General features: G+C 71.7%; 17 protein-coding genes. 10 read left to right on the forward strand and 7 right to left on the reverse strand.

Going from position 1 to position 16,618, the window contains the following annotated elements; all coding sequences use genetic code 11:
• Positions 1-78: 78 nt before the first annotated feature.
• From dapF to miaA, 3 genes are all read right to left on the reverse strand, one after another.
• Complete coding sequence (dapF, locus tag LIV37_RS15135; protein WP_020868003.1) at positions 79-1,011, reverse strand: diaminopimelate epimerase; 933 nt, start codon at positions 1,009-1,011, stop codon at positions 79-81.
• A 75-nt stretch (positions 1,012-1,086) separates the two neighbouring features.
• A complete protein-coding gene (locus LIV37_RS15140) occupies positions 1,087-1,584 on the reverse strand; it encodes a hypothetical protein (protein WP_020868004.1) in 498 nt (165 codons plus the stop codon).
• 108 nt (positions 1,585-1,692) lie between these two features.
• Positions 1,693-2,631, reverse strand: coding sequence for a tRNA (adenosine(37)-N6)-dimethylallyltransferase MiaA (gene miaA / locus LIV37_RS15145; protein ID WP_020868005.1), 939 nt, complete (start codon positions 2,629-2,631; stop codon positions 1,693-1,695).
• 283 nt (positions 2,632-2,914) lie between these two features.
• Between miaA and LIV37_RS15150 the strand changes: the two genes are divergently transcribed.
• Together LIV37_RS15150 and LIV37_RS15155 are read left to right on the forward strand one after the other, a co-directional pair.
• Positions 2,915-3,097 carry a gliding motility protein gene (locus LIV37_RS15150; RefSeq protein WP_243146336.1) on the forward strand — a complete coding sequence of 61 codons (183 nt, stop codon included), beginning with the start codon at positions 2,915-2,917 and terminating at the stop codon, positions 3,095-3,097.
• 24 nt (positions 3,098-3,121) lie between these two features.
• On the forward strand, positions 3,122-3,364 hold the full coding sequence (locus tag LIV37_RS15155) for an antitoxin (protein WP_020868007.1): 243 nt from the start codon (positions 3,122-3,124) through the stop codon (positions 3,362-3,364).
• 112 nt (positions 3,365-3,476) lie between these two features.
• Here LIV37_RS15155 and LIV37_RS15160 read toward each other — a convergent pair whose 3' ends face one another.
• The gene (locus tag LIV37_RS15160; RefSeq protein WP_020868008.1) at positions 3,477-4,253 is read right to left on the reverse strand and encodes a class III extradiol dioxygenase subunit B-like domain-containing protein; all 777 of its coding nucleotides are present in this window, start codon (positions 4,251-4,253) and stop codon (positions 3,477-3,479) included.
• A gap of 22 nt (positions 4,254-4,275) precedes the next feature.
• Positions 4,276-5,808, reverse strand: a complete 1,533-nt coding sequence (miaB, locus tag LIV37_RS15165; protein ID WP_121825447.1) for a tRNA (N6-isopentenyl adenosine(37)-C2)-methylthiotransferase MiaB — start codon at positions 5,806-5,808, stop codon at positions 4,276-4,278.
• Between the two features lie 135 nt (positions 5,809-5,943).
• Between miaB and LIV37_RS15170 the strand changes: the two genes are divergently transcribed.
• The 3 genes from LIV37_RS15170 (at position 5,944) to LIV37_RS15180 (ending at position 8,436) form a co-directional block, all read left to right on the forward strand.
• Positions 5,944-6,666 carry an IclR family transcriptional regulator gene (locus LIV37_RS15170; RefSeq protein ID WP_121825446.1) on the forward strand — a complete coding sequence of 241 codons (723 nt, stop codon included), beginning with the start codon at positions 5,944-5,946 and terminating at the stop codon, positions 6,664-6,666.
• Positions 6,667-6,781: 115 nt separating this feature from the next.
• Complete coding sequence (locus LIV37_RS15175; protein WP_020868011.1) at positions 6,782-7,771, forward strand: TAXI family TRAP transporter solute-binding subunit; 990 nt, start codon at positions 6,782-6,784, stop codon at positions 7,769-7,771.
• A 62-nt stretch (positions 7,772-7,833) separates the two neighbouring features.
• Complete coding sequence (locus tag LIV37_RS15180; RefSeq protein WP_020868012.1) at positions 7,834-8,436, forward strand: class I SAM-dependent methyltransferase; 603 nt, start codon at positions 7,834-7,836, stop codon at positions 8,434-8,436.
• A gap of 67 nt (positions 8,437-8,503) precedes the next feature.
• On the opposite strand, the gene LIV37_RS15185 is transcribed toward LIV37_RS15180, so the two are convergent.
• Both LIV37_RS15185 and LIV37_RS15190 read right to left on the reverse strand, forming a co-directional pair.
• A complete protein-coding gene (locus LIV37_RS15185) occupies positions 8,504-9,940 on the reverse strand; it encodes a sensor histidine kinase (protein WP_020868013.1) in 1,437 nt (478 codons plus the stop codon).
• A gap of 18 nt (positions 9,941-9,958) precedes the next feature.
• Positions 9,959-10,669 (reverse strand): response regulator transcription factor, encoded by a 711-nt coding sequence (locus tag LIV37_RS15190; RefSeq protein ID WP_121826027.1) that lies wholly within the window; start codon positions 10,667-10,669, stop codon positions 9,959-9,961.
• A 306-nt stretch (positions 10,670-10,975) separates the two neighbouring features.
• Here LIV37_RS15190 and LIV37_RS15195 point away from each other — a divergent pair, with 306 nt between their 5' ends.
• The 5 genes from LIV37_RS15195 (at position 10,976) to LIV37_RS15215 (ending at position 16,422) form a co-directional block, all read left to right on the forward strand.
• Positions 10,976-11,752, forward strand: coding sequence for an amino acid ABC transporter ATP-binding protein (locus LIV37_RS15195; RefSeq protein ID WP_020868015.1), 777 nt, complete (start codon positions 10,976-10,978; stop codon positions 11,750-11,752).
• A 99-nt stretch (positions 11,753-11,851) separates the two neighbouring features.
• Complete coding sequence (locus tag LIV37_RS15200) at positions 11,852-12,763, forward strand: glutamate ABC transporter substrate-binding protein (RefSeq protein WP_121826026.1); 912 nt, start codon at positions 11,852-11,854, stop codon at positions 12,761-12,763.
• 97 nt (positions 12,764-12,860) lie between these two features.
• Positions 12,861-13,508, forward strand: coding sequence for an amino acid ABC transporter permease (locus tag LIV37_RS15205; RefSeq protein WP_020868017.1), 648 nt, complete (start codon positions 12,861-12,863; stop codon positions 13,506-13,508).
• Complete coding sequence (locus LIV37_RS15210) at positions 13,505-14,449, forward strand: amino acid ABC transporter permease (RefSeq protein ID WP_020868018.1); 945 nt, start codon at positions 13,505-13,507, stop codon at positions 14,447-14,449. The genes LIV37_RS15205 and LIV37_RS15210 overlap by 4 nt, the downstream gene beginning before the upstream one ends.
• A 233-nt stretch (positions 14,450-14,682) precedes the next feature.
• A complete protein-coding gene (locus LIV37_RS15215; RefSeq protein ID WP_121825445.1) occupies positions 14,683-16,422 on the forward strand; it encodes an FAD-dependent monooxygenase in 1,740 nt (579 codons plus the stop codon).
• Positions 16,423-16,618 lie beyond the last annotated feature (196 nt).

Consider the following 16,618-nt stretch of genomic DNA (forward strand, 5'->3'; position numbering starts at 1 on the left):
TTGATGCTATCGAGCCCATCACGCACGGCCGACCGGCTCTCGCCCAGAGTGAAACGGATCACCCATTCGAGGGAAGTGTCAGCCGAGGTCCGTGCCCAGCCAAGAGGGATCGATCTCCCCCTCGGCCACGATCACGGCAGGGCCGGTCATCTCCACCGTACCGTCCGGCCGTTCGCTGATGACAAGCCGCCCTCCGGGAACGTCCACGGTGTATGTGACGGGGTGCCCGGTGACGGCCGGATCGGCCCCGTCACGGCGTGCGGCGGCGACCATCACGGCGCAGGCGCCGGTGCCGCAGGAGCGGGTCTCTCCGGAGCCGCGCTCATGCACGCGCATCGCGACATGGCGCGGGCCGCGATCGACGACGAATTCGACGTTGGTGCCCTGCGGGTACGCGGCGGCGGGGCGCACGGCGGGGGCCGTGAACAGATCACCGGCCTGGGCGAGGTCGTCGACGAAGGCGACCGCGTGCGGATTGCCCATGTTCACGTTGCGCGCGGGCCAGCTGCGGTCACCGACCGTGACCGTGATCTCCCCTTCGGGGCCGGGCCCGGGCAACACGGCCTCGCCCATCACCACGGTGATCGGGCCGTCGGACCCGGCCGTGGCCTCGCCCCGCCGGGCGGCGTCACCGGCGTCCTTGGCGATGTGGGCCCGGCGCACCCCGGCCCGGGTGGCGATCGCGAGATCACCCTCCTCGACCAGCCCGGCGCGCTGAAGGTACCGGGCGAAGACGCGGACTCCGTTGCCGCACATCTCGGCGATGCTGCCGTCGCCGTTGCGGTAGTCCATGAACCATTCGGCCTGGTCGGCCATGGCCCGCGCCTCGGGGTGTGCCGAGGACCGCACGACGCGGATCAGGCCGTCACCGCCGATACCGGCGCGTCGGTCGCAGATCCGGGCGACGGTGGCCGCGGACAGCTCCAGGCGGCCGTCCAGGTCGGGGACGATGACGAAGTCGTTCTCGGTGCCGTGCCCCTTCAGGAAGGCCAGCCGTGGTGCGGTGCTCATCCCTCGATCCTACGGGGCTCCGCCCGCACCGGCCCCCGGCGCCCGGTGGCCCGGGGAACCCACTGGTCGGAGGGCCTAGCGGAGGCGGGCCACCCGCCAGAAGGTGAGGGCGGCCAGCAGCGCCACGATCACCACATAGAGCACGACGAAGCGCCAGTCCGGGCGGCGCCCGGAGCCTCTGGGGGGCAGGCCCGGCCAGGTGTAGCCCACCCGGCGGGCGGCCATCAGGCCCCACCCCGCCGCGCAGCAGCTCAGCAGCAGGCCGAGCATGGCCACGACCGCCCCTCCGTCGCCGAACTCGAAGGCGAGCGGGAAGGCGAACATCAGCGAGCCGAGGATGGCCAGGGCGACGATCGGCGCGATCTGCCAGATCCGCAGCCGGCGCGGCGGGCGCAGCTCCCGGAAGGACTCCTCGGAGACCGAGCCCGCCCCGACCTCGCCCTCGGAGCCGTCCTCGAGGACCGGCGCGCCGGGTTCGTGCAGCCCTCCGGCCTCATCGGGGCCGTCCGGGGTCAGCGGCCGCGGGTCTCCGTGCGGCGATTGCTGCGATGCGTCGCGAGGGCCGGCCTCCATCGCCACACGCCCTCCCAACTCCAGACACCACGGCACGATCGGAGCTTGATGATGGCACGCCCGCCGGGGCCCGAATGACGAGCTGAGCTTCCCGATGCCATGACGTGATCAGGCTGTGACCGCCCGTTCAACCAACGCGAGCGCGCTCGCCAGGAGTTCCCCTCTGTGGTCGGCTGCTCCGCTGAGCCAGTGGACCCTGGGGTCGCGGCGGAACCAGGAGTCCTGACGGCGTGCGAACCGCTTGGTGGCACGCACGGTTTCGGCCCTCGCCTCCTCCTCGGCGCACTCCCCCGCGAGCGCGGCGAGCACTTGCTGATAGCCCAGCGCGCGGGAGGCGGTACGGCCGGAGCGCAGCCCGGCGTCCTCCAGCCGGCGGACCTCCGCGACCAGCCCGGCGTCCCACATCCGGTCCACTCGCAGGGCGATCCGCTCATCCAGCTCGGGCCGCTCGACGTCGACGCCGATCTGGAGCGTGTCGTAGACCGCCTCGTGCCCGGGCAGATTGGCGGTGAACGGGCGGCCGGTGATCTCGATGACCTCCAGCGCCCGGACCACCCTGCGGCCGTTGCTGGGCAGGATCGCGCGCGCCGCCTCGGGGTCGGCGTCGGCGAGCCGGGCGTGCAGGACCCCGGAGCCCCGCTTCTCCAGTTCTGCCTCGAGCCGGGCCCGGACGGCGGGGTCGGTGCCCGGGAACTCCAGGGCGTCGATGGCCCCGCGGATGTACAGGCCGGAACCGCCGACCAGGACGGGGGTACGGCCCTCGGCGAGCAGGCGGTCCATCTCGGCGCGGGCCAGCCGCTGGTACTCGGCGACGCTCGCGGTCTGGGTGACGTCCCAGATGTCCAGCAGCCGGTGCGGCACCCCCTGCCGCTCGTCCTCCGTCAGCTTGGCGGTGCCGATGTCCATGCCCCGGTACAGCTGCATGGAGTCGGCGTTGACGACCTCGCCGTCGAGGTGTCTGGCGAGGGCGACGCCCAGATCGGACTTTCCGGCCGCTGTGGGGCCGACGACGGCGATGACTCGCGGCGGATGGCCTGCAGTATTCACCGGGCCAGTCTCGCAAATGCCGCGGGGCTCCTCGAATGAGCGACGTGACGGGGCGCCGCCGGGTTCGTTGCCTGTTGCGAGGTTCCGAGGCCGGACCGGGGAATCGGCCGCCGCGCGCCGCGCAGTCGCCGCGCACCGCACAAGGGGGCACTCCGGGCGGCACTGGATTTCGCCCACGCGAGTTTCGCCCACACGAGTAAGGTATGGAGTAGATATGGGCGTGTTTTCCAGGTTTCGTCGTGTGTCGAAGGAGGCGAGCCGTTCGTCCGAGGAGGCGCCGTCCGTGCGGGATTCCCAGGCCACGGCCGACGCCATGACGGCGGAGACCGAGTCCGGGACCGCCGATGGGGCTGAGGCCGCGCGGAGCGGGAAGGAGAACCCGACGGGTGAAGGCGCCGGGATCCCCAAACAGCAGTCCGCGGCCGAGGCGGCCGACAGCGAGACCGGTGAGAACGCCCGCGCATAGGCAACCGACGAGGGTAGGTGGCACATGGGCCTGATGGACAATCTCAAGGCCAAGGCCGGTCAGATGAAGGGCAAGGCCGGCAGCTTCGCGCAGCAGCACGAGGCCAGGATCGGGCGGGGCCTGGAGAAGGCGGCCAAGTCGGTCGACACCAGGACCAAGGGCAAGTACAGCGCCAAGATCGAGACTGGCACGGGCAAGGCGAAGGACGCTCTCAACCGCCTCTCGCAGATGGACGAGCGCAAGCCCAAGCACAAGGGCGACGCATAAGACCGGCCGAGCAAACAAGGCGCAGAAGACGGGGGCGGGCGATGCCGGGCCCGGACCGGCCAACCCCGCCGGTACGCGGCCGTGGAGCGCAGGCTCCACGGCCGCGAGCGGACTAGGACGACCAACTCGCCACGAAATACCCCACGCCGTACGGCGCTTCGTCATACCGCAACTCCCCCTTCAGGCGCGCCCCCTCGCCCGCCCCCGCGAGCACCTGCAGCGGCGCGCGACCTGCCGCCTTGAGCTCGTACGCCAACTCCTCGTCGAGCGCGGCCAGCGCCCCGGTGTCGGCGGCCGCCAGCGCCCGCGCCACCTCGGCGTCGAACGCTGCCGCCCGCTCGTCGAGATAGCCCGGCGCCTTCAGCGTGCGGCATGCGGTGCCGTCGCCCGTCACCAGCAGCGCGACCCGCTCCGCCCGTCCGGCGAGCTCCCTTCCAACTTCAATACACCGCTCGGCCGCGAGAGGTTCCCCCACACCCAGCCCCTCGACGGGCACCGCCGGATCCCACCCCGCGTGCTCCAGCAGCCAGGCGCCGACCGCCAGCGACGTCGGCAGCGAGCGCGAGGACCCGCCGTCCGCGGCGTCGCCGCCGGACTCCCCGTCCGCCGTCGCGGGTGCGGTTCGCCGCTCCCCCGTCGGCGCGGCGAGCCGCACATCCACCTCCACGCCGAAGCCGCGGAACGTCCCGGCCGCACCCTGCGCATGCGGCCCGCGCCCGGCGCGATCGGCGGGCCCCACCACGATCAGGCGCTCCGGACGCGCAGCCGCGAGGGCGCGGATGACCTCGAAGCACTCCGCGCGCAGCCCGTCCAGCTCGCGGGCGGCTCCGGCGGCGACCTCGGGCACCAGCAGCGGCGGACACGGGCAGACGGCGGCGGCGATCAGCATGATCGTCAGCCTAGCCGTGCGCTCAGTCGCAGCCGCAGCCCGCGGTGGGCGCGGCCGGCTGCGGCGGCGGCGCCCCCACCGTCGGCAGGCCCAGCATCACACCCGCGGGCTTCTTCTCCTCGGGCGCGTTCCGCCGCTCCCAGGCGTCCCCTGCGCGGGTACGCCGCACGCCCCGGGCCGGGCCCTCGGCCAGCAAATGGTGGGGGGCCGCGTAGGTGATGTCGACGGTGACGACGTCGCCGGGGCGCACCGGCTCCTCGGGCCGCGCGAAGTGCACCAGGCGGTTGTCGGGGGCACGGCCGGACAGCCGCCGGGTGGCGTCGTCCTTACGGCCCTCGCCCTCGGCGACCAGCACCTCCAGCGTGCGCCCGACCTGCTTCTTGTTCTCCTCCCAGGAGATCTCCTCCTGGAGGGCGACCAACCGCTCGTAGCGCTCCTGGACGACCGCCTTGGGCACCTGGCCGTCCATCTCGGCGGCGGGCGTCCCGGGCCGCTTGGAGTACTGGAAGGTGAACGCCTGGGCGAAGCGGGCCTCGCGCACCACGTGCAGCGTCTGCTCGAAGTCCTCCTCCGTCTCACCGGGGAAGCCGACGATGATGTCGGTCGAGATGGCGGCGTCCGGCATCGCGGCACGCACCTTCTCGATGATGCCCAGGTAGCGCTCCTGCCGGTACGACCGGCGCATCGCCTTGAGCACGGTGTCCGAGCCGGACTGCAGCGGCATGTGCAGCTGCGGCATCACGTTCTCCGTCTCCGCCATGGCGGCGATGACGTCGTCGGTGAAGTCGCGCGGATGCGGCGAGGTGAACCGGACCCGCTCCAGGCCCTCGACCTTTCCGCAGGCGCGCAGCAGCTTGCTGAACGCCTCGCGGTCGCCGATGTCGGAGCCGTACGCGTTCACGTTCTGGCCGAGCAGGGTGACCTCGGTGACGCCCTCGGCGACCAGGGTCTCCACCTCGGCCAGGATGTCGCCCGGGCGGCGGTCCTTCTCCTTGCCGCGCAGCGCCGGGACGATACAGAAGGTGCAGGTGTTGTTGCAGCCCACGGAGATGGAGACCCACGCGGCGTACGCGGACTCGCGCCGCGTCGGCAGGGTGGAGGGGAAGGCCTCCAGCGACTCGGCGATCTCGACCTGGGCCTCCTCCTGGACGCGGGCGCGCTCCAGCAGCACCGGCAGGCTGCCGATGTTGTGGGTGCCGAAGACCACGTCGACCCAGGGGGCCTTGTTGACGATGGTGTCGCGGTCCTTCTGGGCCAGACAGCCGCCGACGGCGATCTGCATGCCCGGCCGCCGCGCCTTGATCGGCGCCAGTCGGCCGAGGTTGCCGTACAGCCGGTTGTCGGCGTTCTCCCGCACCGCGCAGGTGTTGAAGACGACGATGTCGGCCTCGCCCTCGCCGGTGCCCTCGGGCGCGCGGACATAGCCCGCCTCTTCCAGGAGGCCCGAGAGCCGCTCGGAGTCATGGACATTCATCTGGCACCCGTAGGTGCGGATCTCGTAGCTCTTGGGTGCTTGAACGTCCACTGCCGGGCTCCGGTCGCTGCTGATGGTCACCCAACAAGGGTAGGCGCTCACAGAAGCCCCTCTGCCGGGCGGTGGACCGGGCCACCGGCCCGTCCCCCGGGTATGGGCCGACGGCCGGGCACCGGCACACTGTGTTCCATGACACGGAACAGCGCACAGGGGAACATGCTCGACAAAGCAATGGCCGTCCTCGACTGTTTCCGTCCCGATGGCGGCACGTTCCGTCTCACAGAACTGTCCGCGCGTACCGGGCTGGCCAAGACCACCGTGTTCCGGCTCTGCGCCGATCTGGTCCGGCTCGGCCTGCTCGAACGCGACGCCGAGAGCTACCGGCTCGGGGGCGCCCTCTTCGAACTGGGCTCACTTGTCCCGCGCCGACGCGATCTGCGGGAGGCGGCGCTGCCGTTCCTGCAAGACCTCTTCGAGGCCACGCACGAGACCGTGCACCTCGGGGTGCGCGAGGGCCACGAGGTGGTCTACGTCGAGCGCATACACGGCCACGGCGCCCTTCGGCTGCCGTCCCGCATCGGCGGCCGACTGCCACTGACCTGCACCGGCGTCGGTAAGGCGCTTCTGGCGTTCTCGGGCTCCGAGCTGGTCGAGGAGATCCTGGCCGCGCCTCTGCCGGCCCTCACCCCCCACTCGATCACCGACCCGGGCCGGCTGCGCACGGCCGTCGAGCAGGCCCAGGTCGCGGGTCTGGCCTACGAGGAGGAAGAGGCGGCTCCGGGGGTCAGCTGCATCGCGGCTCCCGTCTTCGACGGGCCGACCTCGGTGGCGGCGCTGTCGGTGGCCGTACCCCGCGGCCGCTTCCGGCCGGCGCAGCTGGCACCGGCGGTCCGGACCGCGGCCCTGGGCCTGTCGAGGGCCCTGCGCTCCGGCAGGTGAGCGGGCGCCGCCCGCACGACGGGATCCGCGGGCGGCTCGCCCCTCCGCTCCTGCAGCGGCTCCTGTAGCGGCTCGCCCCTCCCCTCCCGCCGGCGGGCCTGGCAGGATCCTCGCCATGGCCCTCACCCTTCCGCGCCTGGACCGGCGCCGTGCCCTGCAGTCCGCCGCCGCGGGCCTCGTCGCCCTCGGGCTGCTGCTGTGGTGGCTGCTGGCGTCGGGCGGTGGCCCCTCGCCCAGCGGCCGGGTGACGTTCGCGACGGGGGTCTCCACCGGGGTCTACGACACCTACGGCCGGATGCTCGAGCAGGACCTCGCCCGGGACCTCCCCGATGTCGATGTGCGGCTGGAGCAGTCCAGGGGGTCCCCGGACAACGTCGAGCGGCTGGCCCGGGGCAGGGCCACCTTCGCCATCGCCGCCACCGACGCCGTCGCCGCCTACCGGGGCGAGGGAGCGGGGCGGCTGCGGGCCTGTGCCCGGCTGTACGACGACTACATGCAGTTGGTCGTGCCGAGGGGCTCGTCCGTACGGTCGGCCCGCGATCTGAAGCATCTGCGCGTGGGCGTGGGCGGCGACGGCTCGGGGGTGCAGCTGATCACCCGGGCGCTGATCAAGGCCGCCGGGCTCGACTTCCACCGGGACATCCGGGCGGAGCGGGTCGGCATCGACACCATGCCGAGGCTGCTGCGGCAGGGCAAGCTCGACGCCTTCTTCTGGTCGGGCGGGCTGCCGACCACCGCGGTGCGCACCCTGGCCCACGCCTACCCGATCCGGCTCGTCCAGCTCGGCGACCTCACCGGCCCGCTGCACCGGCAGGGCGGGGTGACGCGCTACTACCGGGCGGCCACCGTGCCCGCCGACGCGTACGAGGAGATACGCAGGCCGGAGCCGGTCAAGACGATCGCCGTACCGAATCTCCTGGTCACCACGGACCGGGTGGCCCCCGGTCTGGCCGAGGGCGTCACCCGTACGGTGATAGAGAACCGGGACCGCATCGGGGCGAAGGTGCACGCCGCCCAGAAGGTGGACCTGCGAACCGCCGTCTTCACCGATCCCCTCGCCCTTCACAAGGGCGCGGCGCGCTATTACCGCTCGGTCAAGCCGTAGCCCGGCACCGCCGCCGCCTCAAAACGGCCGACGACCGGGACCCGGTCCGGCAGGATCTTCACATGACAGTGAAGAACGGCAGGCGGTGGAACCACAACATCCACTACCACCCCCGCATCCTCCAGGCGGTCCCCGATGGCGCCCAGCACGCCCTCGACGTCGGCTGCGGCGAGGGCATGCTCGCCCGCGCGCTCCGGCGGACCGTGCCGCACGTCACCGGGATCGACCTCGACGCGGCCGGCATCGATCAGGGACGTGCGTACGGGGACGACGTCGACTACGTCCTCGGCGACTTCCTGAGCCATCCCTTCGAGCCCGCCTCGTTCGACGTCATCGCGTCCGTGGCCACCCTGCACCACATGGACGCCGCCACCGGACTGGCCCGTATGCGCGACCTACTGCGGCCCGGCGGGGCCCTGGCCGTCGTCGGTCTCGCCCGGAACTCCATGCCCAGGGATCTGCCGCACGTCCTCGCCGCCGTGGCCGTCGGTAAGGTCCACAGCGCCAGGAAGGGGTACTGGCAGCACCCGTCCCCCGTCGTATGGCCGCCGCAGGTGACCTATCCGGAGATGCGGGCCCTGGCCGCCGAGCTCCTGCCCGGCTCGCGGTACCGCCGTCACGTCCTGTGGCGCTACAGCATCGTCTGGCGCAAGCCGCGGGACTGAGCGGCCAGCGGGCCTTACGGCTCGCGTCACGTCCTTACGGTCCGCGTCACGGTCCTCACAGCCCGCCTCACGTCCTTACGGTCGTCACGGTCTCACCGGGCCCCGACCGCGGCACCGTGATGGTCACGCACAGACCACAGGGCTCGTTGGGCGCGTAATCGATCGTGCCCCCGCCAGCCGAGAGCAGCGCGCGGGTGATGGACAGGCCCAGACCCGAGCCCGAGACGTTCTGGTGGCGGCCGCTGCGCCAGAAGCGGTCGCCGATGCGGGCGAGTTCGTCCTCCGTGAGGCCCGGGCCGCCGTCGGCGACGACGATCGCCACGGTGTCGCCCTCCGTCCGCGCCGAGACCTCCACATGCGCCCCCTCGGGCGTGAACTTCAGGGCGTTGTCGACGACGGCGTCCAGCGCGCTGGACAGGGCCACCGGGTCGGCCCAGCCCGTGATGGCCGCGGGGCCGGTGTAGGCGAGCCCGACCTCCTCCCGCTCGGCCACCGGAAGCCAGGCGTCCACCCGGTCGGTGGCCAGCTCCGCGATATCGGTGAGCCGCAGATCCGCGGCGGAGTGCTCGGCCAGGGCGAGGTCGAGCAGATCGTCCAGGACGCTGGCCAGGCGCTTGCCCTCCGCACGCACCGAGGCGATCTCCTCATGGCCGTCCGGCAGCTCCAGCGCCAGCAGCTCGATGCGCAGCAACAGCGCGGAGAGCGGATTGCGCAGCTGGTGGGAGGCGTCGGCGACGAACGCCCGCTGCTGCTCCAGGACTTGCTCGACGTTGTCGGCCATCTCGTTGAACGAGCGGGCCAGCCGCCGCAGCTCCGGGGGCCCGGAGGCGGCCGCGACGCGTGACTGCATCCGCCCGGTCGCGATGTCGTGGGTCGCGGTGTCCAGGACGCGTACGGGCCGCAGCACCCATCCGGTGAGCCGGAAGGCGGCGCCGACGGCCAGCAGCATCGCGGCGCATTCGCCCCCGCCGATCACCAGCCAGCCGTGCAGGATCCGCGACCGCATCTGGCCGGTGGGCGAGTCGGTGACGACCACGGCCACCACGTCCCCGTCGCGGACCACAGGGGACGCCACGGTGAGCCTGCCCCGCTGCCAGGGCCACACCTGGGGCGGATCGTGGCTCCGGCGCCCGGCGAGCGCCTCGTCGAACGCCTGGGCGCTCTCGCCCGTGTCCGGCAGCTGCCAGCCGCCGGGCGCCTCGGCCATGGGCGGTGCGTCCCGGTCCCGGTAGAAGACCCCGGCCCGGATGCCGTACAGGTCGTGGTAGCGCCTGAGCTCGGCGCGCAGGGTGTTCAGCCGCTCGTTCCCCTCGGCGCCCACCGCTCCCGTGGGCCCGGCGGTGACGAACTGGGCGAGCGCGGCGAACCGCGCGGTGTCGTCGATCCGGTCGACGACCACGCGCTGCTGCTCCCTGGCGGCCAGGCTCCCGGCGAGCGGGAAGCCGAGCGCGAGAAGCACGCCCGCCATGAGGACGATGAGGAGGGGGAGGAGCCGAGTGCGCACCGAGGGAGCCCCGGCCGCTCAGCCGGCCGGGGCGACGAGGCGATAGCCCACGCCGCGCACCGTCTCGATCAGGGCGGGCATCCGCAGCTTGGAGCGCAGGGAGGCGATGTGGACCTCCAGGGTGCGCCCCGTCCCTTCCCAACTGGTGCGCCAGACCTCGCTGATGATCTGCTCCCGGCGGAAGACCACACCGGGGCGCTGGGCGAGCAGGGCGAGCAGATCGAACTCCTTACGGGTGAGCGAAATGGTCGTCCCGTTGACGGAGACCTGGCGGGTGGGCAGCTCGATGGTCACCGGGCCGAGCCGCAGCGGCGGATGGAAGCCGTCCGGGCTCTCCTCGGTGCCATGGCCCGGGTCGTGGGCGGCGGTGCGGCGGCTGACGGCGTGGATCCGGGCGAGCAGCTCCATGGTGTCGTACGGCTTGACCACGTAGTCGTCGGCGCCGAGGTTGAGTCCGTGTATGCGGGAGCGCACATCGGCGCGCGCCGTCACCATGATCACGGGAGTGGCGGTGCGCTTGCGGATCTTGCCGCACACCTCGAAACCGTCCTGGTCGGGCAGGCCGAGGTCGAGGAGGACGACGCCGAAGGGGGCGCCGGAGTCCGGCAGCAGCGCCTGCAGCGCCTCCTCGCCGCTGCGGGCGTGGGCGACCTCGAAACCGTGCTTGGAGAGCATGGCGGACAGAGCCGCGGCGACATGGTTGTCGTCCTCGACGAGCAGCAGTCTCACCGGCCCCTCCACCACCTTTCCGTATCAGGGGAGACGCGCCCCGTACGCGTCCCCGTCACCATGTCTTCGAATGCGGCCACGAACATGGCCACAGGGCATCCACCCCGATCGACGGGCAGCCGTCAAGACGCATTGGGTCACACACTGGTTTCCGTTACGCAGCCGGTACGGCGCGCGTCGTCCCGTTCACGCAGAGTGTCGCATCGCGGCCATATCGTTATCCTCAATTTCAGCTCAGATGTAATGACGCTGGTCGCGGGCGCTCATTAGTGTCCTCCCAACCGAGGAGGACGGAGCGAGACGCCGATGAGCGAAGTATCGGTGACCAAGGACGCCGCACCGGTGGCGAACGCGTTGGTTGCGCTGTCAGGAGTCAACAAGCACTTCGGCGCGCTGCATGTGCTCCAGGACATCGACCTGACCATCAGCCGCGGCGAAGTGGTCGTCGTCATCGGGCCGTCCGGGTCCGGGAAGTCGACGCTGTGCCGCACGGTCAACCGGCTGGAGACGATCGACTCCGGCTCCATCACGATCGACGGCAAGCCGCTGCCCCAGGAGGGCAGGGAGCTCGCCAGGCTGCGTGCCGACGTCGGCATGGTCTTCCAGTCCTTCAACCTCTTCGCGCACAAGACGGTGCTCGAGAACGTGATGCTGGGCCAGATCAAGGTCCGTAAGTCGGACAAGAAGGCCGCCGAGGAGAAGGCCCGCACGCTACTCGACCGGGTCGGCGTCGGCGCCCAGGCGGACAAGTACCCCGCCCAGCTGTCCGGTGGCCAGCAGCAGCGCGTGGCGATCGCGCGCGCCCTGGCCATGGACCCGAAGGTGATGCTCTTCGACGAGCCGACCTCGGCGCTGGACCCGGAGATGATCAACGAGGTGCTGGAGGTCATGCAGCAGCTCGCCCGGGACGGCATGACGATGGTCGTCGTCACCCATGAGATGGGCTTCGCCCGCTCCGCGGCGAACCGGGTGGTCTTCATGGCCGACGGCCGGATCGTCGAAGAGGCCGAGCCGGAGCAGTTCTTCAACAACCCCCGCAGCGACCGGGCCAAGGACTTCCTGTCGAAGATCCTTCACCACTGACCCAGCTGAGCCCGCCGGGCCCGCACTCGGCCCGGCAGACCGCTCCACGTTCGCCACTGCGTATGTGAACCACGTACTGAACACAGAGGGATGGGCACCATGAGAATTCGTAAGACGGCCGCGGCGGCCACGGTGGTTCTCGCGCTGGCCGCGACGGCGACCGCCTGTGGCGGCGAGAAGGGCAACGCTGGGGACAAGCCGAAGGGTGGCGAGGTCTTCAGCGGCGACTACACGGTCGCGAAGGATGTGAAGATCGACTCGCCGACGCTGAAGGCGGCGCAGAAGCGCGGCAAGATCGTCATCGGCGCCAAGGCCGACCAGCCCTTCCTCGGGTTCCAGGACACCGAGGGCAAGCGCTCCGGCTTCGACATCGAGATCGCCAAGATGGTCGCCGCCGACCTCGGCTTCTCCGCGGACAAGATCAGCTTCAAGACGGTGGACTCCAACGTCCGCGAGACCTCGATCTCCAAGGGCCAGGTCGACTACTACGTCGGCACCTACACCATCAACGACGAGCGCAAGAAGCAGGTCGGCTTCGCGGGCCCGTACCTCACGGCCGGCGCCGACCTGCTGGTGCGCGAGGAGGACAAGGGCAAGATCACCGGCCCGGACAGCATCAAGGGCAAGAAGGTCTGCTCGATCGTCGGCTCCACCCCGCTCCAGGAGATCAAGAAGCCGAAGTACGGCGCCAAGACCACCGAGCTGAGCAAGTACTCGCTCTGCGTCAAGCAGCTGCTCGACGGCCAGGTCGACGCGGTCACCACCGACGACGCCATCCTCAAGGGCTACGCCGCCCAGCGCCCGAGCAAGCTGCACGTGGTCGGCAAGCCGTTCACCGAGGAGCCGTACGGCGTCGGCATGGACAAGAACGACAAGGCGCTCCGCGACGCGATCAGCGACTCGCTCGAGAAGCACATCAAGAACGGCGACTACAAGAAGGCGTACGAGGGCACGCTCGGCAAGTCCGGCTCCTCCTACGTCGCGCCGAAGACGCCGCTGCCGCGCTACTGAGCAGGGCTCTCCGTCCGCTCGTTCACCCGTTCGCCTGTTCGCCTCGAAGCCGGTGCGCTCCGCACGCCGCTGACCTGACCGCTACCGCGGAGAATCGATGAACGTACTTCTCGATCATTTGCCCCAGTTCCGGGAGGGGTTCCTGGGAACCCTCTCCATCACGGCGGCCAGTGCGGCGCTGGCCCTCGTGCTGGGCGTCGTCATAGCCGGCTTCCGGGTGTCGCCCATACCGCCGCTGCGGGCGTTCGGGACGGCCTGGGTCACCCTGCTGCGCAACACCCCGCTGACCCTGCTGTTCCTGATCTCGTTCTTCGTGATCCCGCAGATCTTCTTCCCGGGAACGAGCCCCTTCGTCCTCGCCATGATGGCGCTGGGCTGCTACACGTCGTCCTTCGTCTGCGAGGCCGTGCGGTCCGGTATCAACACGGTGCCGCTCGGCCAGGCGGAGGCCGCCCGCAGCCTGGGGATGACCTTCTTCCAGACCCTCCGGCTGATCGTCCTCCCCCAGGCCACCCGGTCCGTGATTCCCCCCATGAGCAGCATCTTCATCGCGCTCACCAAGAACTCGGCCATCGCCGGGGCATTCAGCAACACCGAACTGTTCAATGTCTCGAAGCTGCTGAGTGACAAGGGCTTCGCGATCGGCTGGATCTTCCTGTGGATCGCGCTGTGCTACCTGGTCATCACGTTCGCCATCAGCGGTCTCTTCCGGCTGCTGGAGAACCGCCTGGAGGTGGCCCGATGAGCTCGAGCGTCCTGTACGACGCCCCAGGGCCCAAGGCCCGCGTCCGGAACCGCGTCTTCTCCGTCGTCGGCGGCCTGGCCGTCCTCGGGCTGATCGTCTTCGCGGTGGTGCGGCTCAACGCCAAGGGCCAGTTCGCGCCCGAGATGTGGGACATCTTCAACTACGCGGGGGTGCGGACCAGCATCCGCGACGGCGTGGTCACCACCCTGAAGGTGTTCGCGGTCGCGGCGGTCCTCTCCCTCGCCCTCGGTGTGCTGCTGGCCGTGGGCCGGCTCTCGGACCACAAGCCCGTCCGCTGGTTCGCTACCGGCTTCATCGAGCTGTTCCGGGCCGTCCCGCTGCTGATCACCATCTACGTGCTGTGGGTGCTCTTCCTGACCTACCGCTCGGACCTGGGGCTCAGCGGTGACAACACCGGCTTCTGGGCCCTGGTCATCGGCCTGACCGTCTACAACGGCTCGGTCCAGGCCGAGGTCCTGCGGGCGGGCATCAACTCGGTGCCCAGGGGCCAGCGCGAGGCCGCGTACGCCCTGGGCATGCGCAAGACCCAGGTCATGATGACGGTCCTGGTGCCGCAGGCCGTACGGGCGATGCTGCCGACCATCATCAGCCAGCTGGTGGTGACGCTGAAGGACACCTCCCTCGGCTATGTCATCACCTACCAGGAGCTGCTGTTCCAGCTTCAGCAGCTGGCCGGCAACATCGTGGTCAACGACGAGAACCCCTACGTCCCGGTGATCATCGTCGGCGGTGTCATCTACATCGCGATGTGCCTGGCCCTCTCCGCCCTCGCCACCTGGATCGAGCGGCGCGGCCGGCGCGCCAAGACCGGCATCCGGGTCGCGGACGCCGGACAGCCGCTCGCGGCCGCCGACGCGCTCGACGTCGTCGACCAGTCCGCGACCTCCGCTCCGAACGCGTCCGCGGGCAAGACGAACTGAGGGGACGCCCCCGGCTCTCCGGGCGGACGCCGTCCGGAGAGCCGGGCGGGCGCCGCCCGGGGCCGGGCGGATGAGCGTGACCCTTACCAGGGCGGTGGCGCACGCGCCACCGCCCTTCGTCGCTTGACGCGGGCAGCGGCAGTGGGTTGCATGCTTTCTGTGATCGCTCACCGGGTTTCAACTGCCAATTTCCGTACGTCACGTACGACCCGCAGGGCCAAAGGAACCGCACCATGGACCCGGTGATCGTCGCCGGGGCGGGCCCGGTCGGCCTGACCCTGGCCCTCGCCCTCGCGCGCCTCGAGGTGCCCGTCATCCTGCTGGACGAGTCCACGGAAACCGAGGAGAGCCGTCTGGCCCGCACCGTCGTGCTGCGCCCGGACGCCGCCGCCCTGCTGGAGCGACTGGGCTGCCGGGTCACCGCCCGCACCCGGCCGTGGACCGGATGGCGCACGATGCGGCGGCGACAGCTGGTGCGGCAGGTGCCCCTCACTCCCGGCAGCCTCTTCGGCGGTCCGCCGTCGCCCGAGCGCGGCACCGGCGGCTGGAACGGCGGCCTTACGGAGGCCATGGAGGCTCCCGACGGTGACGCGCCCTCCTCCGAGGACGAGTCGGCACCGGTATCGGCGCCCTCACCGCTGCATCTGCCCCAGCACGAGCTCACCCGGGCGCTACGGGGCTCGCTGGCCGCCATGGGCGACGAAGACCTCGTCCGGATCGTCTCCGGAACCCGGATCGACGACCTGGAGCAGGACGACCACGGAGTCGGGGTGCGCACCCGGGGCGCCCAGGCCACCTGGTGGCGGGGCAGCTATCTGGTGGGCTGCGACGGGCCGCGATCCACCGTCCGCAAGCTCCTGGGCGTGCGCTTCCCAGGCCGTACGGCGGTGGAGCGGCACGCCGTCGCGGCGCTGCGCGCCGAACTCCCCTGGCCCGGCGAGGCCCTGCTGCACCGCTCCCCGCCCTGGCGCAGCATCGACGCCGAGGTCACCGCCCGGCCGCTGCCGCACGGCCTGTGGCGGGTCGACTGGCTGCTGCCGCCCGGCCGCGACCTTGTCACCCCTGACGCCCTGATGGTGCGGGTGCGCGACACCCTCGCGGGGTGGTGCGGCGAATCCGAGCCCCCCTATGAGCTGCTGGACACCGGCGTGCACACCGTGCACCACCGGCTCGCGCTGCGCTGGCGCGCCGGGCGCGCCTTCCTGGCCGGGGACGCCGCCCATCTGCTGGGCGCGCTCGGCACCCAGGGGCTCGAGGAGGGGCTGCGGGACGTCGACAACCTCGCCTGGAAGCTCTCCCTCGCCTGGCACCACGGGGCCTCGGACGCCCTGCTCGACAGCTATCAGGCGGAGCGGCGCGGAGCCGTCGGGGCCCGGCTGCGCGCGGCGGACCAGGCGCTGCCGCTGGTGCGGGCGGCCGGCGGCTGGCACGCGGTTCGGCGCACCGTGCGGCCCGGCGGGGCGCGCGGGCACGACGCGCTGCTCACCGAGGGTCACCTCGGGCGGGGTCCGCTGGGCGCGCCACCCGTCTACGACCGTTCGCCGCTGGCCCCGGCCGCGCCGCCGGACGGCTCGGTCACGGTGGGCACGGCGCTGGGGGCGCCGGTCGCCGATGTGCCGGTGACCGCGCCGGACGGTTCGGTCGTACGGCTGCGGGAGCGGCTCGGCCGGGAGCTACTGGTGGTGCTGGTCGCCCCCGGCACCGGGGTGTGGGACCGCCGCCACTGGATGCGCGCCGGGCTGATGCCGCGGCTGGCGGCGGCCGTCGCGGCGCTGCCCCTGCGCACCGAGTTGCTGGTCACCGAGGCGTACCCGGGCGCCCCGGCGCACACCGTGCTGCTGGTGCGGCCGGACGGCCATCTCGCCGCGGCGCTCTCCGGGGTGCGGCCGAGCGCGCTGTACGCGTGCGCGGACGCGGTCCGGGGCGGGAACGCGGCCAGGGGCGCCCCGGCGGAGGCCAGCGCACGGCGGTAGTGCGGGAAGTGCGGGCTCAGCGGGGCGCGCTGGGGATGGCGCTCCTGCGCCCGGTCGCGTGTCCGGGCGCAGGAGTGCGTGTCCGGGCGCGGATGGTCGTCCGCGGGTGTGCGTGGTTGTCTCCGGGCGTGCGCTATCTGGGCGCGCATCCGGGCCCAAGCCGGTGAGGTTGACCTTCCTTTCCGGCACATGATTC

The sequence above is a fragment of the Streptomyces rapamycinicus NRRL 5491 genome (assembly GCF_024298965.1).
GTDB lineage: Bacteria > Actinomycetota > Actinomycetes > Streptomycetales > Streptomycetaceae > Streptomyces > Streptomyces rapamycinicus.

Bases quoted from the DNA above. Each gene is read 5' to 3' on its own strand.
- dapF (WP_020868003.1), bottom strand. From the start codon at position 1,011: ATGAGCACCGCACCACGGCTGGCCTTCCTGAAGGGGCACGGCACCGAG.
- LIV37_RS15140 (WP_020868004.1), bottom strand. From the start codon at position 1,584: ATGGAGGCCGGCCCTCGCGACGCATCGCAGCAATCGCCGCACGGAGAC.
- LIV37_RS15155 (WP_020868007.1), top strand. From the start codon at position 3,122: ATGGGCCTGATGGACAATCTCAAGGCCAAGGCCGGTCAGATGAAGGGC.
- LIV37_RS15160 (WP_020868008.1), bottom strand. From the start codon at position 4,253: ATGCTGATCGCCGCCGCCGTCTGCCCGTGTCCGCCGCTGCTGGTGCCC.
- LIV37_RS15170 (WP_121825446.1), top strand. From the start codon at position 5,944: ATGCTCGACAAAGCAATGGCCGTCCTCGACTGTTTCCGTCCCGATGGC.
- LIV37_RS15175 (WP_020868011.1), top strand. From the start codon at position 6,782: ATGGCCCTCACCCTTCCGCGCCTGGACCGGCGCCGTGCCCTGCAGTCC.
- LIV37_RS15180 (WP_020868012.1), top strand. From the start codon at position 7,834: ATGACAGTGAAGAACGGCAGGCGGTGGAACCACAACATCCACTACCAC.
- LIV37_RS15195 (WP_020868015.1), top strand. From the start codon at position 10,976: ATGAGCGAAGTATCGGTGACCAAGGACGCCGCACCGGTGGCGAACGCG.
- LIV37_RS15200 (WP_121826026.1), top strand. From the start codon at position 11,852: ATGAGAATTCGTAAGACGGCCGCGGCGGCCACGGTGGTTCTCGCGCTG.
- LIV37_RS15205 (WP_020868017.1), top strand. From the start codon at position 12,861: ATGAACGTACTTCTCGATCATTTGCCCCAGTTCCGGGAGGGGTTCCTG.
- LIV37_RS15210 (WP_020868018.1), top strand. From the start codon at position 13,505: ATGAGCTCGAGCGTCCTGTACGACGCCCCAGGGCCCAAGGCCCGCGTC.
- LIV37_RS15215 (WP_121825445.1), top strand. From the start codon at position 14,683: ATGGACCCGGTGATCGTCGCCGGGGCGGGCCCGGTCGGCCTGACCCTG.